The following is a 25,770-nucleotide window of genomic DNA, read 5'->3' on the forward strand; positions in this document are numbered from 1 at the left end:
TCGCTTGTAGTCGGAGGGCCGCCGCGCCACCACGCGGCGCCCGCCGTTCAACGCCGCTCAGCGGTGGTAGGCCGTCTCGCCATGGGAGGTGATGTCCAGGCCCTCGCGCTCGGCTTCCTCGCTCACGCGCAGGCCCACCAGCAGGTCGGCGACCTTGTAGGCGATGAAGGACACCACGCCCGACCACACGATGGTGAACAGCACGCTCTTGACCTGCACCCACACCTGCGCGCCCATGCTGAAGGTGTCGGGCGTCAGGCCGCCGGTGCCGCCCAGGCCCTGGGCCGCGAACACGCCGGTGAGGATGGCGCCCACGATGCCGCCCACGCCATGCACGCCGAACACGTCGAAGGCGTCGTCCACGTTCAGCATCTTCTTCAGGCCGCCCACGCCCCACAGGCAGACCCGGCCGGCGATCAGGCCGATCGCGATGGAGCCCATGGGGCCCACGAAGCCCGCGGCGGGCGTGACCGCCACCAGGCCGGCCACGGCGCCCGAGGCCGCGCCCAGCATGGAGGCCTTGCCCTTGTGCAGCGCTTCGCCGGCGATCCACGACAGCGTGGCGGCCGAGGTGGCCAGCACCGTGTTCACGAAGGCCAGGCCCGCAACGGCGTTGGCGGCCCCTGCAGAGCCGGCGTTGAAGCCGAACCAGCCCACCCACAGCAGCGAGGCGCCCACCATCGTCAGCGTGAGCGAGTGCGGAGTGAACGCTTCGCGGCCAAAGCCGATACGCTTGCCCACCATGTAGGCACCCACCAGGCCCGCGATACCGGCATTGATGTGCACCACGGTGCCGCCCGCAAAATCGAGCGCGCCGTCGGCCGCCAGCAGGCCGCCACCCCAGACGATGTGGGCCATGGGCACGTAGCTGAAGGTGAACCACAGCAGCGCGAAGATGAGCACGGCCGCAAAACGCATGCGTTCCGCAAAGGAGCCCACGATCAGCGCCACGGTGATGGCCGCGAACGTGCCCTGGAAGGCGATGAACACGTATTCGGGAATGGTCGCCAGCGCACCAAAGGTTTCCTGGCTCACGCCCTTCAGGAAGAGCTTGGACAGGTCGCCCACGAATTGGCCCTCGCCGGAGAACGCGAGGCTATAGCCATAGATGGACCACAGCAGCGACACCAGGGCAAAGATCACGAACACCTGCATCAGCACGGACAGCATGTTCTTGGTGCGGCCCAGCCCCCCGTAGAACAGGGCCAGGCCCGGGATGATCATCAGGATCACGAGCAGCGTGGAGGTCAGCATCCAAGCGGTGTCGCCCGAGTCCACCTTGGGCGCGGCGGGCGCCTCTGCCGCGGGGGCGGGTGCGGGTGCCGCAGCAGGTGCTGCGACGGGCTCGGCAGCGGGCGCAGGCGCGGGGGCGACGGCCACGGGCTCCGAAGCCGCCGCGGCCGCGTCGGGTGCCTGGGCCAGCGCGCCGGCGCCACCGGCCAGCAGGCTTGCACCGATCAGTAGGGAAGCAAATAGTTTTTTCATGGCAGATCTCTGGGTCGGGAGGGACGAATGCCTGTGCGGCGCGCGCTCACAGGGCTTCCTGGCCGGTCTCGCCGGTGCGGATGCGCACCACCTGCTCCAGGTGCGCCACGAAGATCTTGCCGTCGCCGATCTTGCCGGTGCGGGCCGCGCCTTCGATGGCCTCGATGACGCGTTCCACCAGCTCGTCGGCCACGGCGGCCTCGATCTTCACCTTGGGCAGGAAGTCCACGACGTACTCGGCGCCGCGGTACAGCTCGGTATGGCCCTTCTGGCGGCCGAAGCCCTTCACCTCGGTCACGGTGATGCCCTGTACGCCGATGTCCGACAGGGACTCGCGCACCTCGTCGAGCTTGAAGGGTTTGATGATGGCGGTGACCATTTTCATGATCGGTTCCTTGTCGAGAGTTAGAGGGTCTTGGTGAGGGAGACGATCAGGCGGGCCTTGTTGGCATCGCCGAAGAAGCCCTTCTTGTTGGCTCCAGCAACCGCCGCGGACAACGAAAGGCCGGCGCCGAAGTCGTAGGCGCCGCCCACGCTGTAGTCCACGTAGTTGGGCACGCCCAGGTCCTTGATGTCGCTGGCAAAGCGCGTGTAGCCCACGGACGCCTTCAGCGTGACGCTGGGCGCAACCTCCTGCGCAAACGCCAGGTTCAGGTAGCCCGTGTTGCGCCCACGGTTGCTGGAGGTCTTGGCGCCCGCCCAGCCGAAGTAATCCTTGGACACGGTGTGCGAGTACTTGGCCGTGAACGGGCCGTATGTGGCCGCACCGTACAGCTCGGTGGTGTTGCCGCTGGTGTTGCCCGGGTACACATACGTGAGCGCGCCCACATCCAGGTCCACCTCGCCGGCCTTGAATTTGTAGCCACCGTAGAAGTCGGCCTCGATGGAGTTGCCGGACAGCCAGTCCACGCTGGAGTTCCAGTTACCCACATAGAAGCCGCTGTCGCCAAAGCTGTAGTCGAACCCGCCCTGGATGGCCGGGTTCACGGCCTTGATGCGGTTCACGTCCTGGTCCTGGCCGCGGAACTTGTAGTTGCTGGTCAGCGCCACATTGGCAGTGAGCTGGGCGCTGGCAAGGCCCGGTACGGCGACGGCCGCAAAAGCGAGGGCCAGGGTCTTGAGGGAAAAGCGGTGCATGGTTCCTCCAGTGTTGGGCGACGGTTGACACCCCCTCAATGCATGGACCGTGCCACCCCGAAATCCGCCCCGCGACGGCCTGCCGGGTACCATCCTGAGACATACGTGCAGTCACAGGGGTTGCAGCCCGGCGCATTTCGCACCAGCCTGGTGCAGGGCCGCCCCCTGGCGCATCCCGTCGCCATGGTTGCACGCACATGCCTGGGGAGATCCGTTGCGATGAGTCTTGCTTTGGTGCAAAGCCGCGCCCTGCTGGGCCTGCACGCGCCCGCCGTTACGGTGGAAGTACACCTGGCCAACGGGTTGCCCAGCTTCGCGCTGGTGGGCCTGGCCGATGTCGAGGTCAAGGAGGCGCGCGAGCGCGTGCGCTCCGCGCTGCAGAACGCCGGGCTGGAATTCCCGGCCAACAAGAAGATCACCGTGAACCTGGCGCCGGCCGATCTGCCCAAAGACTCCGGCCGCTTCGACCTGCCGATCGCGCTGGGCATCCTGGCCGCGAGCGGGCAGATCGACGCGGCCCGGTTGGACGGCTGGGAGTTCGCCGGCGAGCTATCGCTGTCGGGCCTGCTGCGCCCGGTGCGCGGCGCCCTGGCGACCAGCTTGGCGCTGCGCGCGCTGGCGCAGCCCGTACGCACGGTGCTTCCCCCCGGCAGCGCCGAAGAAGCTGCGCTGGTGCCGGGCACCGAGATCTACCGCGCGCACCACCTGTTGGACGTGGTACGCCAGTTCGTGCCCGTGCCCCCGCCGAACGATGATGGCGCGGACGACGGCGGTTGGCAGCGGCTGCAACCCGCGCCGCCGGCCCCGGCCACCGATGGCCCGGACCTGGCCGACGTGAAGGGGCAGGCCGCGGCCAAGCGCGCACTGGAGATCGCTGCCGCAGGCGGGCACGGGCTGCTGCTCGTGGGGCCCCCGGGCTCGGGCAAGTCCATGCTGGCCCAGCGTTTTGCCGGGCTGCTGCCCCCGATGGGGGTGGAGCAAGCGCTGGAGAGCGCGGCCATTGCCAGCCTGGCCGGGCGCTTCAGCCCCGCGCAGTGGATGCAGCGCACCACAGCCAGCCCGCACCACAGCTGCAGCGCGATCGCACTGGTGGGCGGGGGCTCGCCGCCGCGCCCGGGCGAGATCTCGCTCGCGCACGAAGGCGTGCTCTTCCTCGATGAATTCCCCGAATTCGCCCGCAGCGCCCTGGAAGCGCTGCGCGAGCCGCTGGAGAGCGGGCGCATCACCATTGCCCGGGCGGCGCAGCGCGCCGAGTTCCCGGCGCGCTTTCAGCTCGTGGCGGCCATGAACCCCTGCCCCTGTGGTTTTGCGGGCTCGCACCAGCGCGCCTGCCGCTGCACACCCGACCAGATCGCGCGCTACCAGGGCAAGCTCAGCGGCCCGCTGCTGGACCGCATCGACCTGCATGTGGAGGTGCCCGCGCTGCCGCCCGAGGAACTGCTGGGCGCCCCGCCCGGCGAACCCAGCGGCGCCGTGCGCGAACGCGTGGCCCGCGCGCACGAACGAGCGCTCCAGCGCCAGGGCAAGGCCAACCAGGCATTGCAGGGTCAGGAGCTGGAACAGATGGCGGCGCTGGACGCGCCGGCCGCGCGGTTCCTGCAGGCCGCGGCGGCGCGCCTGGCGTGGTCGGCGCGCAGCACGCACCGGGCCCTCAAGGTTGCACGTACTATTGCCGATCTATCGGGTTGCGAGACCGTGGGCGCCGCCCATGTGGCCGAAGCCGTGCAATACCGGCGCGCCCTGCGCGCACCGGCGTGACGCGCCACCGCTGCCCTTCCTTGTTTGAATCCTCCTGAAGATCCTATGAAAAACCTCAGCATCGGCACCCGCCTGGGAGGCGGCTTCGCCCTGTCCTGCTGCTGATGGCCCTGATGACGGCCTTTGGCGTATGGCGCCTGCAGACCGTGGCGCAAGCCACCAACGAGATGACGCAGCAACCCTTGGCGGTAGAGCGCATGATCAGCGACTGGTACCGCTACGTGTACAGCGCGGCGCGCCGTACCTCGGCCATCGTCAAGAGCACGGACCCCTCGCTCGGCCAGTTCTTCGCGGCGGACACCGCCACCTCCACGCGCGAATCGGCCGAGCTGCAAAAGCGTATCGAAACACTGCTCACCAGCGACGAGGAAAAGGCCCTGTGGGCCGACATCCAGAAGGCGCGCGTGACCTACCTGTCCTCGCGCGACCAGGCCGTGAAGGCCAAGGCCGAGGGCCAGCTGGAGGAGGCCGAACGCCTGCTCACCCAGGTGTACCTGCCCGCCACCGACCAGTACGTGGCGCTGATCCAGCGCCTGCTGGACATGCAACGCGCCCGCATCGACGCCACGGCGCAGGGGATCAATGTCACCTATGGGCAAAGCCGGCTGTGGCTGATCGTGCTGGGCGTGCTCGGCCTGGGCGCAGGCGCCCTGTGCGCATGGTGGCTCACACGCGGCATCACGCGGCCGCTGGCGCAGGCCGTGCAGGTGGCGCGCGCCGTGGCGGCCAACGACCTCACCAGCCGCGTGCAGGTCGACTCGCGCGACGAGACCGGCCAGCTGCTGCAGGCGCTGCAGGAGATGAACGCCAGCCTGTCGCAGGTGGTGGCGCGCGTGCGCTCGGGCACCGACGGCATCGCCACGGCGTCCAGCCAGCTCGACGCAGGCAACCAGGACCTGTCCTCGCGCACCGAGGAGCAGGCCAGCTCGCTGCAGGAAACCGCCGCCTCGATGGAGCAGCTGACCAGCACCGTGCGCCAGAACGCCGACAACGCGCGCCAGGCCAACCAGTTGGCCTCCTCCGCCGCGCAGACGGCCACGCAGGGCGGCCAGGTGGTGGCCGGCGTGGTGCAGACCATGGGCGCCATCAACGCCAGCAGCCGCAAGATCAGCGACATCATCGGCGTGATCGACTCGATCGCCTTTCAGACCAACATCCTGGCGCTGAACGCCGCGGTGGAGGCCGCGCGCGCCGGCGAGCAGGGCCGCGGCTTTGCCGTGGTGGCCGGCGAGGTGCGCGCACTGGCACAGCGCAGCGCGGCTGCCGCCAAGGACATCAAGGGCCTGATCGGCGACTCGGTCGCCAAGGTGGAGGAAGGCTCCCACCAGGTCGAGGAAGCCGGCCGCACCATGGACGCCATCGTGCAGAGCGTGCAGCGCGTGAGCGACCTGGTGGCCGAGATCACCGCCGCCAGCCAAGAGCAGAGCGCGGGCATCGAGCAGGTGCACCAGGCCATCACGCAGATGGACCAGGTCACGCAGCAGAACGCCGCACTGGTGGAGGAAGCCACCGCCGCCACGGGCTCGCTCAAGGCCCAGGCTGGCCAGTTGGCCCAGGCAGTGAGCGTGTTCCGCGTGGAAGGCCTGCAGGCCGCCCAGACGGCAACGGCAGCGGCAGCGCCCGCCCCCCTCCGCCGGCCCGCACCGGCCACAACGACCACAACGACCAAGCCCGCCGCAGCAGCGCGCACGCTGGCGGCGCCCGCCCGCCCGCCGGCAGCGGCCAAGGCGGCCCCGGCCGCCGCGCGCCACAGCGACGACGATTGGGAAGCCTTCTGAGCGCCCCGGGCGGGAATGCCCCATCCGCCGCGTTTTGCTACGTTATTTATAGCTGTTAGCGCTGATTTAACAAGCGCTACAGCCCAATAATGCAGTAAAGCAACCAGGCGCAGCCCCGGGCGTCAGACGAACATGCCGCCCGATGCCTCGATGCGCTGCGCGTTCACCCAGCCCGTGCCCGGCTGCAGCAGCGCAGCGATCACTCCACCGATGTCGTCCGGCAGGCCCACGCGGCCCAGCGCGGTCTGGCCGGCGATGAAGGCGTTGAGCTGCGCGTTGTCGCGCACGGCGCCGCCGCCAAAATCCGTCTCGATCGCGCCAGGCGCCACCACGTTCACGGCAATGCCGCGCGCGCCCAGTTCCTTGGCCAGGTAGCGCGTCAGCACCTCCACCCCGCCCTTCATCGCCGCATAGGCCGCGTAGCCCGATAGCGCGAACCGCGCCAGGCCCGACGACACGTTCAGGATGCGCCCGCCGTCGTTCATCAGCGGCAGCAGCTTCTGTGTGAGGAAAAACACGCCCTTGAGGTGGATGTTGACCATGTCGTCGAACTGCGCCTCGGTGGTTTCCATGAAGCTGGCATACACGCCCACGCCGGCGTTGTTCACGAGGAAGTCGAAACGCTCGCGCTGCCAGTGCCGCGCCAGCACGTCGCGCATCTGGCCTGCGAAAGCGGTGAAGGTGGCGCTGGCCGCCACGTCCAGGGGCAGCGCCACGGCGCGGCGGCCGAGGGCCTCGATCTCTGCGACGACGGCCTGCGCCTCGGCGGCCTGGCTGCGGTAGGTCAGGATCACATCGGTGCCGGACCGCGCCACGTGCAACGCGGCATTGCGGCCCAGTCCCCGGCTGCCGCCGGTGATGAGGGCGATGGCCGGGCGGGCGGCCATGCCGGCGGTGGCCGTAGAGGAGGAAGAAGATGCGGCGTGGGTCATGGCGGGAACCTTTCAGTAAGGAGTGAGAAGCAGTGAGCGGACTCTATTGATCCGCGCTGCATCCATAAATACTGAAAATTGATCGCATCGTTCTTTGGATACGAACAATGAGCCCGTTTGACCGCATGCACATCTTCGTCCGCGTGGCCGAGCTGGCCAGCTTCACGCAGGCCGCCGAAGCGCTGGGCATCCCCAAAGCCAGCGCCTCCACCGCCGTGCAGCAGCTCGAAACCCAGCTTGGCACGCGCCTGCTGCACCGCACCACCCGGCGCGTCCAGCTCACGCAGGACGGGCAGGCCTATTACGAGCGGTGCAAGGATCTGCTGGCGGACGTGGACGAGCTGCAGTCCATGTTCCAGCACCCCGGCGGCGCCGGCCTGAAAGGACGCGTGCGCATCGACATGTCCACCGGCATGGCGCGCAACGTGGTGGTGCCCCGCCTGCCCGAACTGCTGGCGCGCCACCCCGGTCTGGAGGTGGAGCTGAGCAGCACCGAGCGCCGCGTGGACGTGGTGCGCGAGGGCTTCGACTGCGTGCTGCGCACGGGCGCCGTGGTGGACAGCAGCCTGGTCGCGCGCCCGCTGGGGCTGGTGCGGCTGGTCAACTGCGCCAGCCCGGCCTATCTGCGCGCGCATGGCACGCCACGCTCGCTCGCCGACCTGCCGGGCCACCGGCTGGTGCATTTCGTGAACACGCTGGGCGCCCGCTCTGCAGGCTTCGAGGCCGTGGTGGATGGCGCACTCGTGCTCACCCCCATGCAGGGCGCCCTCACGGTGAACAATGCCGAGGCCTACATGGCCGGCTGCCTGGCGGGGCTGGGCCTGATCCAGGTGCCGCATCTGGGCGTGGTGGACCTGCTGGCGCGCGGCGATCTGGTCGAAGTGCTGCCGCAACTGGCCGCCCCGCCGATGCCGCTCACGCTGATGTACGCCAACCGCCGCAACCTGCCGCGGCGCGTGCGCACGGTGATGGACTGGCTGGCGCAGGTGGTGGCGGAGCATCTGGCGCAGGTGGCCGCCGCCTGAACGGCCTGGCCCCCACGTGTCCCTGGGCCGCTACACGCCCAGGTACTGCCGCCGCGCCGCGGCGTCGCCCGCCAGCTGCGCCATCCCGGCGCTGTACACGATGCGGCCCTGCTCCAGCACGCAGGCGCGGTCGGCCACGGCCTCGGCGAAGGGCAGGTTCTGTTCGCTCAGCAGGATGCCGATGCCCTGCGCCTTCAGCGCGCGGATGGTGCGCGCCATCTGCTGCACGATGACCGGCGCCACGCCCTCCGAGGGCTCGTCCAGCAGCACCAGCAGCGGCTGGCCCATGAGGGTGCGCGCCACGGTCAGCATCTGCTGCTCTCCGCCGCTCATGCGCCCGCCGGGGCGGTCGGGCATTTCGCCCAGGTTGGGGAACAGCGTGAACAGCCGCTCGGGCGTCCACAGCGGCGCGGGCGTGCCGTCCGGCCAGTGGCGGGGCTTCTGGCGGCCCACCTCCAGGTTCTCCAGCACCGTGAGGTCGGTGAAGATGCGCCGGTCCTCGGGCACGTAGCCCAGGCCGCGCCGCGCGATGGCGTGCGGCGGCTGCCGGTCGATGCGCTGGCCCAGGAACTCGATGCGCCCGCTGCGCCGCTCCAGCAGGCCGGCAATGCCCTTGAGCGTGGTGGACTTGCCCGCGCCGTTGCGCCCCATCAGGGCCACCACCTCGCCGTGCCCCACGTTCAGCGATACGCCGTGCAGGATGTGGGCGGCGCCGTACCAGGCGTGCAGGCCCGCCACCTCCAGCAAGGGTGTTTTTGCCACCAAAGCCTTGTCTGGCAAGCGCGAGGCGCTATCGTTTTGATTGTTCATGCCGACTCCAGCGCCAGCCCCGTGCCCAGGTAGGCGGCCTGCACCCGCGCGTCGTCCTGGATCTGCTGCGGCGTGCCCTCGGCCAGCAGCTGGCCGCGCACCAGCACGGCCACGCGGTCGGCCAGGCCGAAGACCACGTCCATGCTGTGCTCGGTGAACAGCACGCCCATGCGCCGCTCGCGCGCGATGCGCTGCACCAGCTGCATGAGCGCCAGGCGCTCGGCCGGCGCCATGCCGGCGGTGGGCTCGTCCATCAGCAGCAGCGCCGGGGCGTGCGCCAGCGCCATGGCCAGCTCCACGCGCTTGACGTCGCCGTAGGCCAGCGCGCTGCACGGGCGCTGCGCCTGGGCAGCCATGCCCACCTGCTCCAGCAGCGCCAGGGCATCCTGCGGGCGGTGCGCATCGGCACGGCGCCACCAGCGCCAGGCGTGCCGGTCGTGCGACAGCAGCGCCATCTGCACGTTCTGCAGCACGGTGAAGCTGGCGAAGGTCTGCGCGATCTGGAAGGTGCGCCCCACACCGTGCCGCCAGACGGCGCGTGGCGCCAGGCCGGTGATGTCCTGGCCCTGCAGCAGCACGCGCCCCGCATCGGGCAGGAGCTGCCCGCCCACCATGTTGAAGGTGGTGCTCTTGCCCGCGCCGTTGGGGCCGATCAGCGCCAGCAGCTCGCCGGCCTGCAGTGCGAACGACACGCCCTGCACGGCCTGCACGCCGCCGAAGGACTTGCGCAGCCCCTGGACCTGCAGCAGGCTCATGGCGCGCCCTCCTGCGCTTTGTTTTTGATAGCTGCTCGCGCTTGCCACATCTGCGCAAACCCCGAAATTCCTTGAGGAAACAGCAGCACCAGCAACAGCATGATGCCGCCCAGCAGCGCGCGCCAGTAGTCGGTACTGCGCGCCACGGTGTCGTGCAGCCAGGTGAACACACCCGCGCCCACCACCGGCCCGGCCAGCTGCTGCATGCCGCCCAGCAGCACCATCACCAGCCCGTCCACCGAGCGCGACACGCCCAGCGCATCGGGCGCCACGCTGCCTTTGGAGAACACGTACAGCGCCCCCGCCAGACCGGCCAGCAGCCCCGCCACCACGAAGGCGGCCCACTGCACGCCGCGCACGTCGATGCCAATGGCGTCGGCCCGCAGCGCCGAGTCGCGCGCCGCGCGCAGCGCCCAGCCCAACGGCGCAAACAGCATGCGCCGCAGCAGGTAGATGCCCGCCACAGCCAGCGCCAGCACCAACCAATAGAAGCCCGCGCCCTGCGCGGCCCACTGCGGCGGCCAGACGCCGGTGATGCCATTGCTGCCGCCGGTGAACCCGTCCCACTGGTAGGCGATGGCCCAGGTGATCTGTGCGAACGCCAGCGTCAGCATGGTGAGCGACACGCCCGACAGGCGCACGCAGAACCAGCCGTACACCAGCGCGCCCGCCGCCGCCACCAGCGGCCCCAGCAGCAGCGCCGTGCCCATGGGCCAGTCCAGCCAGCGCACCAGCAGCGCCGCGCCGTAGGCGCCCAGGCCGAAGTACGCCGCATGGCCAAACGAATGCAGCCCGCCCGGCCCCAGGATGCAATGCAGGCTGGCGGCGAACAGCGCGGCAATCGCGATGTCGGTCAGCAACACGGTGGCGTAGCTGCCCGGCTCCACCGCCAGCGGCAGCAGCGCCAGGGCCAGCACCAACGCGCACCAGGCGGCCGTGGCGCCCTGCCCCGCCCGGCGCAGCGGCGCCTCGGGCGTTCCCACGCCACGCGCCACGGCCTGCGGGCGGCCCATGAGGCCCCAGGGCCGCCAGATGAGCACGGCCGCCATCACCAGGAATTCCACCACGAGCGTGAGCTGGGGAAAGGCCACCTCCACCCCCGCGACCTCGACCACGCCCAGCCAGATGCACACGGCCTTGAGCTCGGCAATCACCAGCGCCGCCACGAAGGCGCCGGGCAGCGAGCCCATGCCGCCCACCACCACCACCACGAAGGCTGCGCCGATGGTGAGCATGTCCAGTTCCAGGCTGGCAGGCTCGCGCGGCAGCTGCAGCGCGCCGCCCAGGCCTGCCAGCAGGGCCCCCAGCGCGAACACGCTGGTGAACAGCCAGGCCTGGTTCACGCCCAGCGCACCGACCATCTCACGGTCCTGCGTGGCGGCGCGCACCAGCGTGCCCCAGCGCGTGCGCGTGAGCAGCAGCGTGAGCAGCACCAGCACCAGCGGCCCCACGGCGATGAGGAACAGGTCGTAGGCCGGGAAGCGCCGGCCCAGCAGGTCCACCGCGCCCTCCAGGCCCGGCGCGCGCGGGCCGAACAGCTCCTGCGGCCCCCAGAGCCACAGCGCCGCGTCCTTGATCACCAGCACCAAGGCGAAGGTGGCCAGGAGCTGCAACAGTTCGGGTGCGCGGTAGATGCGGCGCAGCAGCAGCACCTCCACCGCCGCGCCCAGCAGGCCCACGGCCAGCGGAGCCAGCAGCAGCGCAGGCCAGAAGCCGAGGGCCTCGCCCAGACGCTCCACCAGGGCATAGGCCAGGTACAGGCCCAGCATGTAAAACGAGCCGTGCGCGAAGTTGACGATGCGCATCACCCCAAAGATCAGCGACAGCCCCGCCGCCACGAGGAACAACGTGGAAGCGCCCGCCAGGCCATTGAGCAGTTGGGCCAGCAGCCCCGAAACATCCATGTCAGTCGTCCAATGCCGCACAGGGCCACCGCAGCCCGCGCGGTTGAAGCCCGCAGCCGTCGCGCCCGGGTCGCCCCGCGGTAGCGGCCGCGCGTTCCCCCACGGGAAGGGCGCCGGCGCAGAGTCCGGCGGTCACTCGTCCTTGCGCAGCCGCTTCACCTCGGCGTCGCTGGGCTGGTACTTGGCGCCGTCGCGGTAGGTGAAGTCCACCATCACACCCTTGCCCATGCGCAGCGCGGTCTTGCCCACGTAGGCACCCATGGTGGATTGGTGGTCCTGCGTGCGGTAGGTGATGGGACCGAACGGCGTGGCCACCTGCAGGCCGCGGAAGGCGGTGATGAGTTTCTCGGTGTCGGCCGATCCAGCCTTGGCCAGCCCCGCCGCAACCGACTGGACGGCGTTGTAGCCCACCACCGAGCCCGCGCGCGGGTAGTCCTTGAAACGCTTCATGTAGGCGTCCAGAAAGGCCTTGTGCTCGGGGGTCTGGATGGCATACCAGGGGTAGCCGGTGACGATCCAGCCCTCGGGCGTCTCGCTCTTGAGCGTGTCCAGGTATTCCGGCTCGCCCGACAGCAGGCTCACCACGCTGCGGCCCGCGAACAGCCCGCGGGTGTTGCCCTCGCGCACGAATTTGGCGAGGTCGGCGGCGAACAGCACGTTGAAGATCGCATCGGGCTTGGCGTCTTCCAGCGCCTGGGCCACGCTGCCGGCATCCACCTTGCCCAGCGGCGTGGCCTGCTCGGCAACGAACTCCACGTCCGGCTGCGCGGCCTTGAGCAGCTGCTTGAAGGTGGCCACGGCCGACTGGCCGTACTCGTAGTTGGGATAGACGATGGCCCAGCGCTTTTTCTTCAGCGCCACGGCTTCGGGCACCAGCATGGCCACCTGCATGTAGGTGGAGGGGCGCAGGCGGAAGGTGTAGCGGTTGCCGTGCTCCCACACGATCTTGTCGGTGAGCGGTTCGGCCGCCAGGAAGAAACGCTTCTTTTGCTGCGCGAAGTCGGTCAGCGCCAGGCCCACGTGCGACAGAAAGCTGCCCATGAGCACATCCACCTTCTCGCGCGCGATCAGTTCCTCGGCCGCGCGCACCGCGTCGCCGGGGGTGGCGTTGTCGTCGCGCGTGACCAGCCGCAGCTGCTTGCCCAGGATGCCGCCGGCCGCATTGATCTGCTCGACCGCCAGTTCCATGCCCTTCTTGTAGGGCTCCAGAAAGGCGGGCTGGGCCTTGTAGCTGTTGATCTCCCCGATCGTGTAGGCCTCCTGCGCATAGGCGCCACCCGCAAACAGCAGGGCGAGCAGGGGGGTGAAGGGCTTGTGCATGGTCGAATCCTTTGCCACAGGTCAGCTTCCGGGCAACGCAACTGTACCGCTGCCACGAGTTTGTCCGACAATGTGCGGGTTTGCCCGCATGGCAGGGGGCAGCCAACGCCCGCACGCGATGCTTGACGGGTGCCGTGGACACAGCGCAAATGTCGGCTTATGCCGAGAGCGCATATCAAAGCCGCGACACTAACGCCACCGGCCCTGCCCCCACGGCTCCCGTTCGCCCTGTTTTCGTTCATTTTTCTGGCACCCATCCATGAGCGCATTTCACGAAGAGCGTGTACTGACCGTACACCACTGGACCGACCGCCTGTTCTCCTTCACCACCACGCGTGACCCGGCGCTGCGGTTCTCCAACGGCCACTTCACCATGATCGGCCTGAAGGTGGACGGCAAGCCGCTGCTGCGCGCCTACAGCATCGTCAGCGCCAACTACGAGGAGCACCTGGAGTTCCTCTCCATCAAGGTGCCCGACGGCCCGCTGACCTCGCGCCTGCAGCACATCCAGGTGGGCGACTCCATCATCGTGGGCAAGAAGCCCACGGGCACGCTGCTCATCGACTACCTGTTGCCCGCCAAGCGGCTGTACCTGATGTCCACAGGCACGGGCCTGGCGCCGTTCCTGAGCGTGATCCGCGACCCCGAGACGTACGAGAAGTTCGAGCAGGTGATCCTGATCCACGGCGTGCGCCAGGTGGCCGAGCTGGCCTACCACGACTACATCACCAAGGAACTGCCCCAGCATGAGTTCCTGGGCGAGCTGATCACCAAGCAGCTCAAGTACTACCCCACGGTCACGCGCGAGCCCTTCCGCAACCAGGGCCGCATGCCCAACCTGATCGACAGCGGCAAGCTGGCCGCCGACCTGGGCCTGCCCGAGCTCAACCCGCTGGAAGACCGCGTGATGCTCTGCGGCAGCCCGGAGATGCTGGCCTCGCTCAAGGAACTGCTGGAAAAGCGCGACTTCGAGGAAGGCAACACCACGCGCCCCGGCGACTTCGTGATCGAGCGCGCCTTCGTGGAGAAGTGACGCACGCGGCCCTCGCCGCGTCGATTTGCTAGCAAAATAGGAGCTATTGGCGCTTGCCCACCGGCGATCCAACGCCAATCCCCCCTCAAAACGGCCTGCCCGCAAGCGCAGGCCGCTTTTATTTTCGTAGCACCTGGGTAGCCACTCTCGTCAAGCGCAGGCCCCTGCGCTCAATAGCCCCGGTCCACTACGCGCACCGGCTCCACGCCCGCGCGGTCGGCATCGGCCCCAGTGTCCACGCGCAGGCTCTTGCCCTGCACGCGCACGGCCGTGCCCTCGGCCAGCGGCTGGGCGCGCGTGAAACTGCGCACCGAACCGTCATCCATGCGCACGCGCATCTGGTAGACCGTGGTGGTACGGGCGCGCTGCTCCACCTTGTGGCCCACGTAGCCGCCGCCCACGGCGCCCAGCACCGTGGCCGCGGTGCGGCCCGACCCCTTGCCGATCTGGTTGCCCAGCACGCCCCCCAGCACACCGCCGGCCACCGCGCCCACGCCCGTGGCCGGCGCGGCCTGCTCGACAGCGCGCACCGACTCCACCCGCCCGCAGGTGGCACACACCGGCGCCGCACTGCGCTGCGCCACGGCCCGCTGCAGCGGTTCGCCGCGCTGGGTTGGCACTGGCGAGGGCGATGCCCCCGGCTGTGGATAGCCCTGTGCATACGTCTGTGGGTCGTCCTGTGGATACGCCTGTGGAGAAGGCGGCGCTGCTGCGCGCCGGGCTGTGGGATTTGCTCCTGAATCGAGAGCTGCCATCGCTTGCCGCGACTGGGCTGGAGGCGCTTTTTCATTCAACACTTCCGCCTCGGGCGTGCGCGGCGCGGTGGCTGCCAGCGTGGCGGCCGGTCCGCCGGCCGCGGAGTCGCCAGCAGGCGGACCGCCGCGCAAGTTCTGCGCCAGCAGCGTGCCGCCCAGGGCCAGCACACTCACGCCCAGCACGCCCACGGCGGCCCACAGCCATTTGAGCGAAGCCGCGGACGGGGTCGCGGCAGGGGAAGCAGAGGTGGAATGCATGTGCTCGTCCGGTTGCCAGAGGAAAAGCCGCGGGCTGCGCATGCAGCCGCCACGGCACCGGCGCCAAGGCTAACGCCGGCCCTGCTTCACAAAACCGCGCGCGGCGTAACGGACGTAATCAGCGGTCAACGCCCCGCCGGCGCGGGGGCGGCGGTACGCGTTTCGTGCAGCGCCCGCGCGCTGGCGGCCGAGAACAGCAGCACCGCGGACGAAAAGTAGATCCACATCAGCAGCACCACCAGCGAGCCCGCAGCGCCATAGGCCGACACCACCGCCGCGGTGGACAGGTACAGCGCCAGCAACTGCTTGCCCACCGTGAACAGCGTGGCGCCCACCACCGCGCCGAATACCAGGCAATGCGTGGGCGGCTTGGGGCCGCTGCCGATGCGCATCAGCCCCAAGAACAGCGCCACCGCCACGGCGAAGGCAACGGCCTCATTGACGATCTGCAGCAGCGTGCCCGAGCCGAACGGCAGCCGCGCGCTGGCCCAGGTGGCCAGCACGTTGATGGCCGTGGACAACACCAGCGACACCAGCAGCAGAAAACCGATGGCCAGCACATAGGCCAGGCCTCGCAGGCGCAGGGAGGCCATGCGCCACCACGCCTTGCGCTCGGGCGCGGGCTGGCCGTGTGCCCACAGCCGCTCCAGCGCGCTCTGCAGCTCCACGAACACCCCCGTCGCGCCGGACAGCAGCAGCACGAAGCCGGCCACCGACGCGAGGCGCCCCTCGGCCGGCTCCTGCGCGCTGGCCAGCGCCAGGCGCACCACCTCGGCGCCGCGCTCGCCCATCACCCCGCGCACCTGGGCGATGAGGTTGCTCTCCAGGTAGGCCTGGTCGATCCACCACCCGAGCACCCCCACCAGCAGCAGCAACAGCGGCGCCAGGCTCAGCATGCCGTAGAACGACATCGCCGCGCTCATGCGCAGGCCGTCGGCGTCCAGCCACATCTGCACGGCGCGCACCAGCGGCGCAATGGGCTGCAACACCCGCTGCAGCAGTGGCTGGGCAAAAGATTTGAGGCTCTGCAGGGACAGTGGCATGGCCCGATTGTGAACAGTGCGGGCCCGGCCCCCTGTCGGCGCAAGCCGATAGCCGGCCGCGCACCGGCTGCCGCACGGACCAGGTGGACGCTCTTACACTTCCCAGTCTTCACTCACCACGACAGACAAGCATGCAAACGCGTTGCGCCCTGGTCGGCATGCCGGGCTCGGGCAAATCCACGGTGGGCCGCCAGCTCGCCCGCCGTCTGGGGCTTCCCTTCGTGGACCTGGACCAGCGGCTGGAGCAGTGGCTGGGCACCAGCATCCGCGACTATTTCGACCAGCATGGCGAAGTGGCCTTTCGCGACCACGAGGCTGCGCTGCTGGCCGAGCTGGCCGCCCAGCCCGGCGGCATGGTGCTGTCCACCGGCGGCGGCGCCGTGCTGCGCGAGGACAACCGCGCCACGCTGCGCCGCAGCTTTCCCCATGTGATGTACCTGCGCGCTTCGCCCGACGAGATCTTCAAGCGCATCAAGCACGACCGCACGCGTCCCCTGCTGCAGGTGGACGACCCGCTGGCCCGCCTGCGCGACCTCTACCGTGCGCGGGACCCGCTGTACCGCGAGGCCGCGCACTACGTCATCGAGACCGGCCGGCCCACGGTGCACACGCTGGTCAACATGATCATGATGCAGCTGGAGATGGCGGCGCCGGGCGACCCGGTGTAGCAAGCGCCCTTCCTCAGACATGAAAAAGGCCCCGCATGCGGGGCCTTGGTTCTCTTGCGGCGCAGAGGCTTACCAGCTGCGCACACGTCCGGTGTCGATGTGCACGAACTGCTCCCGGGCGTAGTAGCCCACGCCGCCCGCCCGCAGGGAGATGGCGGCGTCGCGCAGGTCGCTCAGGGACACGCCGGGCAGGCGCACGTCGATGGCCTTGCCGTCCATGTGCAGGCTGCGCCGCGCCACACCGCCGCCGCGCGTGGTGCGCAGCGTCTCGTTGGTGTGGGGGCTGCGGTAGCCGGAGATCACCTCGAACGGCTGCTGCGTCTGCAGCGTCTGCCGCACGCGGTGCAGCAGGTGGAACAGGTCCGGGTCCATCACGCCGACGTCGCCGCTGTAGTGGTCGCGCAGGAAGTGGTTGAGCGTGGGCAGCGCCGCGGGAATGAACTGTTCGCCCTGGGCGTAGACCAGCGCCAGCCGCTCATGGGTGTGCAGGTGGTTGAAGGCCAGGCGCCGCGCAAGGTCCTGCTCTTCGCTGAGCGACGCCAACGCCGCCTTGGGCAGCAGCACCGCGGCCGCAGCGGCGTGTGCGACGGCGGCGCCGCGCCCCAGGAATAGACGGCGGTGGGGGTTGTGCGGTGGAGCCATGCGCGAAAAACCTCGAAAAAGCGAAAAAACGCGCTATTTTGGACCGATCACCCCGGCAGCACTACCCGCGCGGACCGCATCGTAGGGTTTTGCCGAATGCTGGCGCAGCAGGCTGGCGAGCTTGCGGTCATGGCCGTACAGGTCGCCATAGAAGTGCGGACGGCCGTCCTGCACCACCACGGTGATGTGCGTGATGATGACCGGCACCGGATGCGGCAGCCGTACGAACACAGGCTTGGGCTGCGCCATGGCCGCACGGATGCGCTCCACGGTCCAGGTGGGATCGTCCTGCAACACGAACTGGGCGAGCGCCACCGGCTCCTCGACACGCACGCAGCCGTGGCTCAGGTCGCGCCGGCTGCGGCCGAACAGCGTGGGCGCCGAGGTGTGGTGCAGGTAGATGTTGTCGTTGTTGGGCAGCACGAACTTGATATCGCCCAGCGCGTTCAGCGGCCCCGGGCGCTGGCGTATGCGCGCCTGGCCTGCCAGCACGGCGCCCAGCATCTCGGGTGTGGCGTCGGTGCTCACGCCCGCCGCGCTGACGAACTCCATGCCCTGCCGTGCCAGGTAGCCCGGGTCGCGGCGCAGGCGCGGCACGATTTCGCCGCGGGCGATGGACGGCGGGATGTTCCAGTACGGACTGAATTCGATGGACTGCATGTCCTCATCGAACAGCGGCGTGCGCGTATCCAGCGCCTTGCCGACGATGACCGCCATGGACAGGCGCAGCGTGATCCTGCCACCCGCGTACTCATAGGCACGCAGGCGGTATTCGGGCACGTTCACGGCGATCATGCGCGGGCCCTGCAGCACGGGCGTCCAGCGCAGGCGCTCCATCTGCAGCGCGATCTGCTCGGCGCGTGCGGCCGGGGGCACATTCAGCGCCGCCAGCGTGGTCGCGCCCAGCACCCCGTCCGCCTCCAGCCCGTGGCGGCGCTGGAAGGCCGTGACGGCCTCGACCAACACGGGGGTGTATTGCGCCGGCGCGGACGCTGCGGGCGGCTCGCCCGTGGGCTGCGGCGGCAGGTCGCCCAGCGCCACCAGCCGCTCGGCCAGCACGCCCAGGCCCTCCCAGGGCTGGCCCGGCGTGAGCTTGCGGCCCGGCAGCGCGGGCAGCGGCTGCGCCCAGGCAGGGTGAGCGCCCATCGCGCGGTACTGCGCCAGCAGTGCGCGCAGCGCCGGGTACATGGGCACGCGGGGGATGGCCGCGTCCCGCGCCTGCTGGATCTGGCCGTCGGCCAGCGCGGTCTGCAGCGCGGCGCGCAGGTCGGGCTGGGGGCGGCGGGAGTGGTCGTAGCGCTCGTTGAGCCGTGCCGGATCGATGCGCCCGCCGTGCAGCTCATACAGGTAGCGCTCCACGGCCTGCGTCAGCTCCTGGTCGAGCGCCACGGCGCAGGCGGCATCCAGGCCGCGGGCGGCTGCGGCCGCCAGCGCATCACTCAGGTGCTGCGCGCCATAGTCGGCCGGCTCCAGCCCATCGGCTGCGGCTTCGTTGAGCCAGCGCACCGCTTCATGCGCAGCCGGCAGGGGGCGCCCGTCAGCCGTCAGCCAGGACGGGTTCGCCCAGGCAGCCAGCGGCATCCAGGCCGCCAGCAGCAGGGGGGCAGTGTGGTGTGTCAGCAGGCGCAGGTTCATGGGTCGATCTTGGCATGGCCTGCGCCGACCAGGCGCTATAGACCCAGATTCGGCGCAAGCGCGCGCTCCACCTCGGCCAGGGGCACTCCGCTGCGCTGGGCCATGTCCTGCACCTGCGCATCGTCGATCTTGCCGACGCTGAAGTAGGTGCTCTCGGGGTGGCTGAAGTAAAAGCCGCTCACACTGGCCGCGGGCGTCATGGCGTAGCTGTCGGTAATGTCCATGTCCACGTCGGCCGTGCCCAGCAATGCAAACAGCGGCTTCTTCACCCGGTGATCGGGGCATGCGGGGTAGCCCGGCGCGGGGCGGATGCCCACGTACTTCTCGGCGATCAGTTCGTCGTTGGACAGCTGCTCGCCCGCCTGGTAGCCCCACCAGTCGGTGCGCACGCGGTGGTGCAGCCATTCGGCACCGGCCTCGGCCAGGCGATCGGCCAGGGCCTTGAGGGTGATGGCGCTGTAGTCGTCGTGGTCGGCCATGAACTCGGCCACCTTGGCATCCACGCCGATGCCGGCAGTGACGGCAAACGCGCCAATGTAGTCGGCCTGCGTGGGTGCGCCACCCTCCGGGCGAGGCGCGATGAAGTCGGCCAGGCAGCGGCTGGGGCGCATGCGGCCCTCGGCGTCGGGCTGCTTCTCGGCCTGCTGGCGCAGGCCGTACCAGGTGAGCACGACCTTGTCGCGCGCGGCATCGGCATACAGCTCGATGTCGTCATCGCGCACGGTGTTGGCGGGCCAGAAGCCCACCACGGCGTGGGCCGTGAGCCAGCGGCCCTCCACGATCTTCTTGAGCATGGCCTGTGCGTCGCGGAAGACGCGCGTGGCTTCCTCGCCCACCACCTCGTCCTGCAGGATGTCGGGGTACTTGCCAGCCAGGTCCCAGGTCTGGAAGTACGGTGCCCAGTCGATGAAGGGCACCAGCTCGGCCAGGTCGATGTTCTTGATCACGCGCCGGCCGATGAACTTGGGCGCCGGCGGCTGGTAATGCGCCCAGTCGATGCGCGTCTTGTTGGCGCGGCACTGCGCCAGCGGCCACACCGGCGTCTTCTTCTTGTTGGCATGCAGGTGGCGCACATGGTCGTAGTCGGCCTGCACCTCCGCCAGGTAGCTGTCCTTTTGCTCGCCCAGCAGGCTCTGCGCCACGCTCACGCTGCGCGAGGCATCGGGCACGTAGACCACGGGGCCCTGGTACTGCGGCGCGATCTTGACGGCCGTGTGCACGCGCGAGCAGGTGGCGCCGCCGATCAGCAATGGAATCTTCTTGATGCGGAAGTACTCGTCCTTGTCCATCTCGCCGGCCACGTACTGCATCTCTTCCAGGCTGGGCGTGATCAGGCCCGACAGGCCGATGATGTCCGCGCCTTCGGCCTTGGCGCGCGCCAGGATTTCATGGCAGGGCACCATCACGCCCATGTTGATGACCTCGAAGTTGTTGCACTGCAGGACGACGGTCACGATGTTCTTGCCGATGTCATGCACGTCGCCCTTGACGGTGGCGATGACGATCTTGCCCTTGCTGGACACGTCCAGGCCGGCGGCTTCCTGCTGGCGCTTTTCTTCCTCGATGTAAGGGATCAGGTGGGCCACGGCCTGCTTCATCACGCGGGCGCTCTTGACCACCTGCGGCAGGAACATCTTGCCCGCGCCGAACAGGTCGCCCACGATGTTCATGCCGTCCATCAGCGGGCCTTCGATCACGTGCAGCGGGCGGCCGCCGCCTTGCACCACGATCTGCTGGTAGGCCTCTTCGGTGTCTTCGACGATGAAGTCGGTGATGCCGTGCACCAGCGCGTGCGACAGGCGCTCGCCCACGGTTTTCGGGTGCTCGGGTGTGCCGCGCCACTCCAGCTTCTTGCTGTCGTCCTTGGCGGCGCCCTTGGCGGCCTCGGCAATCTCCAGCAGGCGTTCGGCCGCGTCGGGGCGGCGGTTCAACACCACGTCTTCCACACGCTCGCGCAGCTCGGGGTCAAGATCGTCGTAAACGCCGACCATGCCCGCGTTGACGATGCCCATGTCCATGCCGGCCTTGATGGCGTGGTACAGGAACACGGTGTGGATCGCCTCGCGCACCGGCTCGTTGCCGCGGAAGCTGAACGACACGTTGGACACGCCGCCCGACACCTTGGCACCCGGCAGATGCTGCTTGATCCAGCGCACGGCCTCGATGAAGTCCACGGCGTAGTTGGCGTGCTCTTCGATGCCCGTGGCGATGGCGAAGATGTTGGGGTCGAAGATGATGTCCTCGGGCGCCATGCCCACCTCGTCCACCAGGATGCGGTAGGCGCGCTCGCAGATCTCGGTCTTGCGTGCGAAGGTGTCGGCCTGGCCCTTCTCGTCGAAGGCCATGACCACGGCGGCCGCGCCGTAGCGGCGGATCAGCTTGGCCTGGCGCTTGAACTCCTCCACGCCCTCCTTCATGCTGATGGAGTTGACGATGCCCTTGCCCTGCAGGCAGCGCAGGCCGGCCTCGATGACCTCCCACTTGGAGCTGTCCACCATCACCGGCACCCGGGCGATGTCGGGCTCGGAGGCGATGAGGTTCAGAAAGCGCACCATCGCGGCCTTGCTGTCCAGCATGGCCTCGTCCATGTTCACGTCGATGATCTGCGCGCCGTTTTCCACCTGCTGGCGCGCCACCGACAGTGCCTGCTCGTACTGGTCGTTCAGGATCATGCGCGCGAACGCCTTGGAGCCGGTGACGTTGGTGCGCTCGCCCACGTTGACGAACAAGCTCCCCTCGCCGATGAACACGGGCTCCAGCCCCGACAGGCGCATGGGCGGCACGGCGTGCGAAGGGACGGAAGATGCGGGGGCGGACGACGGCATGGGGCTCACCTGGATAACAAGAACAGACACATCAGGTGAGCGCCGTTGGTACACGCACGGCTGCATGCCGCGGTGGGCCCGAGCCTGACGCCGCCACGCGCGAGCCGCCTGTGCGGCCCCGGCCGGCGGGCGCTGCAGCGCTCCTCGGGAAAGCGTCGAATTCTACGCGGCCCACCTTTGGGGGGCAGGCATATGGATATACCCCCGCGTGCACTGTGCGCCCAGAACGTGGCCCCTACACGGGGCGGTGGCTGTTTCAAGCAAAAACAGACCGCAAGCCAGCCACAGCAAGCGCTAAAAGCTATCAAACAAGGAGCATCAGCCCTGCTCCCGTAACAGTCGCAGCTTGCGGTACAGCGTGCGCGTGCTGACCCCCAGGGCGCGCGCCAATTCGCGACGCGACGCGGCCCCCCCCGCCAGCGCTGCGCGCAGGGCCTCGGATTCGATGTCACGCAGGGTGGCATGGTCGGGCTGCTGCGCAGCGCGGGCCGGCGCCGCCGCGGGCGCATCGAACGAGAGCGCGCGCTCGATCGTATGGGCGGTCACCACCGCGCCGTCGGTCAGCAGCGCGGCACGTTCCAGCACGTTGCGCAGCTCGCGTACGTTGCCGGGGAAGGGGTGCTGCGCCAGCCGGCGCAGCGCCGCGGGCGCAAGCACCAGGCCCCGCCCCCCGGCCACGCGCTGCAGGAGCGATTCCGCCAGCAGCGGAATGTCCTGCGGGCGTTCGCGCAGCGCGGGCAGCTGGATGGGAAAGGTGCTCAGGCGGTAGTACAGGTCCTGGCGAAACCGCCCCTCGCGCACCATGGCACGCAGGTCGCGGTGGGTGGCCGCCACCAGGCGGATGTCCGCGCGGCGCAGCTCGGTGTGGCCCACGCGGCGGTAGGTGCCGCTTTCCAGCAAACGCAGCAGCTTGACCTGCATGGTGAGCGGGATGTCGCCCACCTCGTCCAGGAACAGCGTGCCGCCGTGCGCCGCCTCCACCAGGCCGGCGCGTGCGGCATGGGCGCCGGTGAAGGCGCCACGCTCGTGGCCGAACAGTTCGCTCTCGAACAGCGTCTCGGGCAGGCTGGCGCAGTCCACCACCACCAGCGGCCGCCCCGCGCGCGGGCTGGCCTCGTGCACGGCGCGCGCGGCCAGCTCCTTGCCCGTGCCCGACTCGCCCAGCAGCAGCACGCTGGCCTGCGACGGGCCCACGCGCGCGATCAGCTCCAGCACGGCCTGGAACGCGGGCGCGCGCCCGATCATGCCCAGCGCGCCCGGCTGCCCCTGGGCAATGCGCAGCGGCTCCATCTTCTCCAGAAAGTACTGAAGCTGGCCCGCCTCGTCGCGCAGCGGCACCAGTTCGATCTGCACGTATTCCTCGCCCGCCGGGGTGTGGTGCAGGTGCAGCACGCGCTCGCGCTGGCCACTGAAGAGCGAGCGCGCCAGCGGGCAGGTCTCGCCCGCCTGGTCGCACGGCACGGGCGAATGGTGCGAGACCGCATGGCAGGTGCGCCCCACCACCGGCGCGCCCTGGCCGAACTGGCGACGGTAGGCGCCGTTGGCGGCCACGATGCGGTAGCCGCGGTCGAACAGGATGTGCGGCTCGGGCAGCCCCTCCAGCCAGGAGGCAAGCAGCGCGGTCTGCGCCACCTGCGCCGGGGTGGGAGAAAGATCAGGAGTGTCGGCCATGGTGACATATGGTGTCACAAATGGCATGCATTGGCAGTGTTTCTACCCTCCACCATGGCAGCGCTGACTCCTTGGGGGAGGTAAGCCTTTGTTCCACATAGGGATTTCGCACGCAGTGCCGCGCGGCCAGGCTGGCACGGCTCTTGAGTCAGGACAAGCAAGCGCGCGCCCCCTTGGCCGCGCCCATCGTGAAGGAATCGCCATGACTGCCCTGCCCGCCTCGTGCACCTGCGCTGCGCCCGACGCAGATCGCCGCACCCTGATCCACGCCACGGCCGCCGCCGGGGGGCTGGCCGCCGTCGGCGCGGCCGTGCCCCTGGTCAGCAGCCTGGCGCCCAGCGAACGCGCACGCTCCCTGGGCGCAGCCGTGGAGGTGGACATCGCCGGCTTGCCGCCGGGCGGCATGCTCACGGTGGAGTGGCGCGGCAAACCCGTCTGGATCGTGCGGCGCACGCCGGAGATGCTGCAGTCGCTGCAGGGGCTGGAGGCACAGTTGGCCGACCCCGCATCGGCCAAGGACCAGCAGCCCGACTACGCGCGCAATACCCACCGCTCCATCCAGCCGGAGGTCTTCGTGGCCATCGGCATCTGCACGCACCTGGGCTGCTCGCCCACGGCCGTGGCCCCGGGCGCGCCGCAGTCCGGCCTGGGCGCGGGCTGGCCCGGGGGCTTCTTCTGCCCCTGCCATGGCTCCACGTTCGACAACGCCGGGCGCGTGTACCGCAACAAGCCCGCGCCGACGAGCCTGGAGGTGCCGCCGCACCGCTTCCTGAGCGCCACGCGGCTGCTGATCGGCGAGGACAGCGCCAGCGCCTGATCGACCGCCCTTCGCCCAAGACCATCACAACCACGCCCCTTCCATGCCCGCCCCGCAGACCCAGCCCCCCGCTGCCGAACGCGACGTCTACGTCGACCTGTACGAAGCCAAGAAGAAGATCTACCCGCGCGCCATCGGCGGCGTGTTCACGCGCTGGCGCTGGGCGCTGGTGCTGCTCACCCAGGGGGTGTTCTACGGCCTGCCCTGGTGGCAGTGGGGCGAGCGGCAGATGGTGCTGTTCGACCTGGGCGCGCGGCGCTTTTACCTGTTCGGCCTGGTGCTGTACCCGCAGGACTTCATCTACCTCACCGGCCTGCTCATCATGTCGGCGCTGACGCTGTTCCTGTTCACGGCGGTGGCGGGGCGGCTGTGGTGCGGCTTTGCCTGCCCGCAGACGGTGTACACCGAGCTGTTCCTGTGGCTGGAGCGCCTGACCGAAGGCGACCGCAGCGCGCGCATGCGCCTGGACAAGGGCCCGTGGACCTTCGAGAAGCTGTGGCGCAAGACGCTCAAGCAGCTCGCCTGGGTGACGGTGGCGCTATGGACCGGATTCACGTTCGTGGGCTACTTCGTGCCGATCCGCCAGCTGGGCGGCGAGCTGCTGGCGCTGCACGGCACCTGGCAGATCTTCTGGGTGGGGTTCTACAGCTTCGCCACCTATGGCTTTGCGGGCTACATGCGCGAGCAGGTGTGCAAGTACATGTGCCCGTATGCACGCTTTCAGAGCGCGATGTTCGACAAGGACACGCTGATCGTCACCTACGACACCCAGCGCGGCGAGCCGCGCGCCGCGCGCAGCAAGAAGGTGGACGCCAAGGCCGCCGGCCTGGGCGACTGCATCGACTGCTCGCTGTGCGTGCAGGTGTGCCCCACGGGCATCGACATCCGCAAGGGCCTGCAGTACGAGTGCATTGGCTGCGGCATGTGCGTGGACGCCTGCAACACCGTGATGGACAAGGTGCAGTACCCGCGCGGGTTGATCCGCTACGCCACGCAAAACGGCATGCAAAACCGCTGGAGCAGCGCACAGATGCTGCGCCGCGTGCTGCGCCCGCGCGTGCTGTTCTACAGCGCCGTGCTGCTGGCGCTGTGCACGGCCATGCTGGCCAGCCTGGTCACGCGCACGCCGCTGAAGGTGGATGTGGTGCGCGACCGCGCCGCGCTCTCGCGCGTGGTGGCGGGTGGGCAACTGGAGAACATCTACCGCGTGCAGGTCATGAATGCCACCGAGCAGCCCCAGCGCTACCGCATCACGGCCAGCGGCCTGCAGGGGCTGCAGGTGGCCTCGGAGCCCGAAGTGGAGATCGGCCCCGCCGAGTCGCGCTGGGTGGCGGTGCGGCTGCAGGTGCCCTATGGCGCCGCGCCTGCGGGCTCGCACACCGTGCACCTGGACGTACAGGCGCTGGGCGACCGGGCGCAGGTGTCGGAAAAGACCGTGTTCCTGGTGCCGCGCTAGGCGCGGCCGCACATTACAAGCCAAAAGAGCTTCCAGCGCCCTTCTATCAAGCGCTGAAAGCTC

Annotated in this window: 20 protein-coding genes, 1 pseudogene and 1 riboswitch; of the genes and pseudogenes, 7 read left to right on the forward strand and 14 right to left on the reverse strand. The window is 69.5% G+C overall.

Annotated features, from left to right (window positions below; all coding sequences use genetic code 11):
• Nucleotides 1-57: 57 nt before the first annotated feature.
• The 3 genes from amt to BV908_RS00430 are packed head-to-tail and all read right to left on the reverse strand — an operon-like array spanning nt 58 to nt 2,622.
• Nucleotides 58-1,485: an ammonium transporter gene (gene amt, locus BV908_RS00420; protein ID WP_103736862.1), complete on the reverse strand. Its 1,428-nt coding sequence runs from the start codon at nt 1,483-1,485 to the stop codon at nt 58-60.
• 46 nt (nt 1,486-1,531) lie between these two features.
• A complete protein-coding gene (gene glnK, locus BV908_RS00425) occupies nt 1,532-1,870 on the reverse strand; it encodes a P-II family nitrogen regulator (RefSeq protein ID WP_011803632.1) in 339 nt (112 codons plus the stop codon).
• 20 nt (nt 1,871-1,890) lie between these two features.
• Nucleotides 1,891-2,622 (reverse strand): TorF family putative porin, encoded by a 732-nt coding sequence (locus BV908_RS00430; protein ID WP_103736863.1) that lies wholly within the window; start codon nt 2,620-2,622, stop codon nt 1,891-1,893.
• A gap of 219 nt (nt 2,623-2,841) precedes the next feature.
• Between BV908_RS00430 and BV908_RS00435 the strand changes: the two genes are divergently transcribed.
• Both BV908_RS00435 and BV908_RS00440 read left to right on the forward strand, forming a co-directional pair.
• Nucleotides 2,842-4,380 (forward strand): YifB family Mg chelatase-like AAA ATPase, encoded by a 1,539-nt coding sequence (locus BV908_RS00435; protein WP_012655283.1) that lies wholly within the window; start codon nt 2,842-2,844, stop codon nt 4,378-4,380.
• Between the two features lie 45 nt (nt 4,381-4,425).
• Nucleotides 4,426-6,158, forward strand: a pseudogene (locus tag BV908_RS00440) (methyl-accepting chemotaxis protein).
• A gap of 122 nt (nt 6,159-6,280) precedes the next feature.
• On the opposite strand, the gene BV908_RS00445 reads toward BV908_RS00440, so the two are convergent.
• The gene (locus BV908_RS00445) at nt 6,281-7,090 is read right to left on the reverse strand and encodes an SDR family oxidoreductase (RefSeq protein ID WP_103736864.1); all 810 of its coding nucleotides are present in this window, start codon (nt 7,088-7,090) and stop codon (nt 6,281-6,283) included.
• A 107-nt stretch (nt 7,091-7,197) separates the two neighbouring features.
• Here BV908_RS00445 and BV908_RS00450 point away from each other — a divergent pair, with 107 nt between their 5' ends.
• Complete coding sequence (locus BV908_RS00450; RefSeq protein ID WP_210433975.1) at nt 7,198-8,115, forward strand: LysR family transcriptional regulator; 918 nt, start codon at nt 7,198-7,200, stop codon at nt 8,113-8,115.
• Between the two features lie 30 nt (nt 8,116-8,145).
• On the opposite strand, the gene BV908_RS00455 is transcribed toward BV908_RS00450, so the two are convergent.
• The 4 genes from BV908_RS00455 to BV908_RS00470 all read right to left on the reverse strand — a co-directional run bounded on the left by BV908_RS00455 (nt 8,146) and on the right by BV908_RS00470 (nt 12,904).
• Nucleotides 8,146-8,925 (reverse strand): ABC transporter ATP-binding protein, encoded by a 780-nt coding sequence (locus tag BV908_RS00455; protein ID WP_103736866.1) that lies wholly within the window; start codon nt 8,923-8,925, stop codon nt 8,146-8,148.
• A complete protein-coding gene (locus BV908_RS00460) occupies nt 8,922-9,680 on the reverse strand; it encodes an ABC transporter ATP-binding protein (protein WP_103736867.1) in 759 nt (252 codons plus the stop codon). Before BV908_RS00460 ends, BV908_RS00455 begins: the two co-directional genes overlap by 4 nt.
• Complete coding sequence (locus BV908_RS00465) at nt 9,677-11,584, reverse strand: ABC transporter permease (protein WP_103736868.1); 1,908 nt, start codon at nt 11,582-11,584, stop codon at nt 9,677-9,679. Before BV908_RS00465 ends, BV908_RS00460 begins: the two co-directional genes overlap by 4 nt.
• Before the next feature lie 132 nt (nt 11,585-11,716).
• Nucleotides 11,717-12,904, reverse strand: a complete 1,188-nt coding sequence (locus tag BV908_RS00470) for an ABC transporter substrate-binding protein (protein ID WP_103736869.1) — start codon at nt 12,902-12,904, stop codon at nt 11,717-11,719.
• A gap of 259 nt (nt 12,905-13,163) precedes the next feature.
• Here BV908_RS00470 and BV908_RS00475 point away from each other — a divergent pair, with 259 nt between their 5' ends.
• Nucleotides 13,164-13,937 (forward strand): ferredoxin--NADP reductase, encoded by a 774-nt coding sequence (locus BV908_RS00475; RefSeq protein WP_011803622.1) that lies wholly within the window; start codon nt 13,164-13,166, stop codon nt 13,935-13,937.
• A gap of 170 nt (nt 13,938-14,107) precedes the next feature.
• Here BV908_RS00475 and BV908_RS00480 read toward each other — a convergent pair whose 3' ends face one another.
• Together BV908_RS00480 and BV908_RS00485 are read right to left on the reverse strand one after the other, a co-directional pair.
• Entirely contained in the window at nt 14,108-14,950 is an 843-nt protein-coding gene (locus BV908_RS00480; protein ID WP_103737045.1) for a glycine zipper 2TM domain-containing protein, read from the reverse strand.
• A gap of 125 nt (nt 14,951-15,075) precedes the next feature.
• Complete coding sequence (locus tag BV908_RS00485; RefSeq protein WP_103736870.1) at nt 15,076-15,993, reverse strand: YihY/virulence factor BrkB family protein; 918 nt, start codon at nt 15,991-15,993, stop codon at nt 15,076-15,078.
• Between the two features lie 131 nt (nt 15,994-16,124).
• Between BV908_RS00485 and BV908_RS00490 the strand changes: the two genes are divergently transcribed.
• A complete protein-coding gene (locus tag BV908_RS00490; RefSeq protein ID WP_103736871.1) occupies nt 16,125-16,661 on the forward strand; it encodes a shikimate kinase in 537 nt (178 codons plus the stop codon).
• 69 nt (nt 16,662-16,730) lie between these two features.
• Here the strand turns inward: BV908_RS00490 and BV908_RS00495 are convergent, their stop codons facing one another.
• From BV908_RS00495 to BV908_RS00510, 4 genes are all read right to left on the reverse strand, one after another.
• The gene (locus BV908_RS00495; RefSeq protein ID WP_012655271.1) at nt 16,731-17,303 is read right to left on the reverse strand and encodes a DUF882 domain-containing protein; all 573 of its coding nucleotides are present in this window, start codon (nt 17,301-17,303) and stop codon (nt 16,731-16,733) included.
• Between the two features lie 33 nt (nt 17,304-17,336).
• On the reverse strand, nt 17,337-18,938 hold the full coding sequence (locus tag BV908_RS00500) for a L,D-transpeptidase family protein (RefSeq protein WP_103736872.1): 1,602 nt from the start codon (nt 18,936-18,938) through the stop codon (nt 17,337-17,339).
• A gap of 35 nt (nt 18,939-18,973) precedes the next feature.
• The gene (metH, locus tag BV908_RS00505; protein ID WP_172751338.1) at nt 18,974-21,763 is read right to left on the reverse strand and encodes a methionine synthase; all 2,790 of its coding nucleotides are present in this window, start codon (nt 21,761-21,763) and stop codon (nt 18,974-18,976) included.
• Nucleotides 21,764-21,793: 30 nt separating this feature from the next.
• A riboswitch (S-adenosyl-L-homocysteine riboswitch) is annotated at nt 21,794-21,915 on the reverse strand.
• A gap of 166 nt (nt 21,916-22,081) precedes the next feature.
• On the reverse strand, nt 22,082-23,434 hold the full coding sequence (locus BV908_RS00510; protein WP_103736874.1) for a sigma-54-dependent Fis family transcriptional regulator: 1,353 nt from the start codon (nt 23,432-23,434) through the stop codon (nt 22,082-22,084).
• 202 nt (nt 23,435-23,636) lie between these two features.
• Between BV908_RS00510 and petA the strand changes: the two genes are divergently transcribed.
• Together petA and ccoG are read left to right on the forward strand one after the other, a co-directional pair.
• Entirely contained in the window at nt 23,637-24,251 is a 615-nt protein-coding gene (gene petA / locus BV908_RS00515) for a ubiquinol-cytochrome c reductase iron-sulfur subunit (RefSeq protein WP_103736875.1), read from the forward strand.
• Between the two features lie 43 nt (nt 24,252-24,294).
• A complete protein-coding gene (gene ccoG / locus BV908_RS00520) occupies nt 24,295-25,707 on the forward strand; it encodes a cytochrome c oxidase accessory protein CcoG (RefSeq protein ID WP_103736876.1) in 1,413 nt (470 codons plus the stop codon).
• The last annotated feature ends 63 nt before the right edge of the window (nt 25,708-25,770 follow it).

Source organism: Diaphorobacter sp. LR2014-1 (genome assembly GCF_002916785.1).
Classification (GTDB): Bacteria; Pseudomonadota; Gammaproteobacteria; order Burkholderiales; family Burkholderiaceae_C; genus Diaphorobacter; species Diaphorobacter nitroreducens.

Excerpts from the sequence above, each read along its gene's own strand:
- BV908_RS00485 (WP_103736870.1), bottom strand. The coding sequence starts at position 15,993 with ATGCCACTGTCCCTGCAGAGCCTCAAATCTTTTGCCCAGCCACTGCTG.
- BV908_RS00470 (WP_103736869.1), bottom strand. The coding sequence starts at position 12,904 with ATGCACAAGCCCTTCACCCCCCTGCTCGCCCTGCTGTTTGCGGGTGGC.
- BV908_RS00495 (WP_012655271.1), bottom strand. The coding sequence starts at position 17,303 with ATGGCTCCACCGCACAACCCCCACCGCCGTCTATTCCTGGGGCGCGGC.
- BV908_RS00465 (WP_103736868.1), bottom strand. The coding sequence starts at position 11,584 with ATGGATGTTTCGGGGCTGCTGGCCCAACTGCTCAATGGCCTGGCGGGC.
- BV908_RS00455 (WP_103736866.1), bottom strand. The coding sequence starts at position 8,925 with ATGAACAATCAAAACGATAGCGCCTCGCGCTTGCCAGACAAGGCTTTG.
- BV908_RS00490 (WP_103736871.1), top strand. The coding sequence starts at position 16,125 with ATGCAAACGCGTTGCGCCCTGGTCGGCATGCCGGGCTCGGGCAAATCC.
- petA (WP_103736875.1), top strand. The coding sequence starts at position 23,637 with ATGACTGCCCTGCCCGCCTCGTGCACCTGCGCTGCGCCCGACGCAGAT.
- BV908_RS00445 (WP_103736864.1), bottom strand. The coding sequence starts at position 7,090 with ATGACCCACGCCGCATCTTCTTCCTCCTCTACGGCCACCGCCGGCATG.
- BV908_RS00475 (WP_011803622.1), top strand. The coding sequence starts at position 13,164 with ATGAGCGCATTTCACGAAGAGCGTGTACTGACCGTACACCACTGGACC.
- BV908_RS00500 (WP_103736872.1), bottom strand. The coding sequence starts at position 18,938 with ATGAACCTGCGCCTGCTGACACACCACACTGCCCCCCTGCTGCTGGCG.
- amt (WP_103736862.1), bottom strand. The coding sequence starts at position 1,485 with ATGAAAAAACTATTTGCTTCCCTACTGATCGGTGCAAGCCTGCTGGCC.
- ccoG (WP_103736876.1), top strand. The coding sequence starts at position 24,295 with ATGCCCGCCCCGCAGACCCAGCCCCCCGCTGCCGAACGCGACGTCTAC.
- BV908_RS00510 (WP_103736874.1), bottom strand. The coding sequence starts at position 23,434 with ATGGCCGACACTCCTGATCTTTCTCCCACCCCGGCGCAGGTGGCGCAG.
- BV908_RS00430 (WP_103736863.1), bottom strand. The coding sequence starts at position 2,622 with ATGCACCGCTTTTCCCTCAAGACCCTGGCCCTCGCTTTTGCGGCCGTC.
- glnK (WP_011803632.1), bottom strand. The coding sequence starts at position 1,870 with ATGAAAATGGTCACCGCCATCATCAAACCCTTCAAGCTCGACGAGGTG.
- BV908_RS00450 (WP_210433975.1), top strand. The coding sequence starts at position 7,198 with ATGAGCCCGTTTGACCGCATGCACATCTTCGTCCGCGTGGCCGAGCTG.
- BV908_RS00435 (WP_012655283.1), top strand. The coding sequence starts at position 2,842 with ATGAGTCTTGCTTTGGTGCAAAGCCGCGCCCTGCTGGGCCTGCACGCG.
- BV908_RS00460 (WP_103736867.1), bottom strand. The coding sequence starts at position 9,680 with ATGAGCCTGCTGCAGGTCCAGGGGCTGCGCAAGTCCTTCGGCGGCGTG.
- metH (WP_172751338.1), bottom strand. The coding sequence starts at position 21,763 with ATGCCGTCGTCCGCCCCCGCATCTTCCGTCCCTTCGCACGCCGTGCCG.
- BV908_RS00480 (WP_103737045.1), bottom strand. The coding sequence starts at position 14,950 with ATGCATTCCACCTCTGCTTCCCCTGCCGCGACCCCGTCCGCGGCTTCG.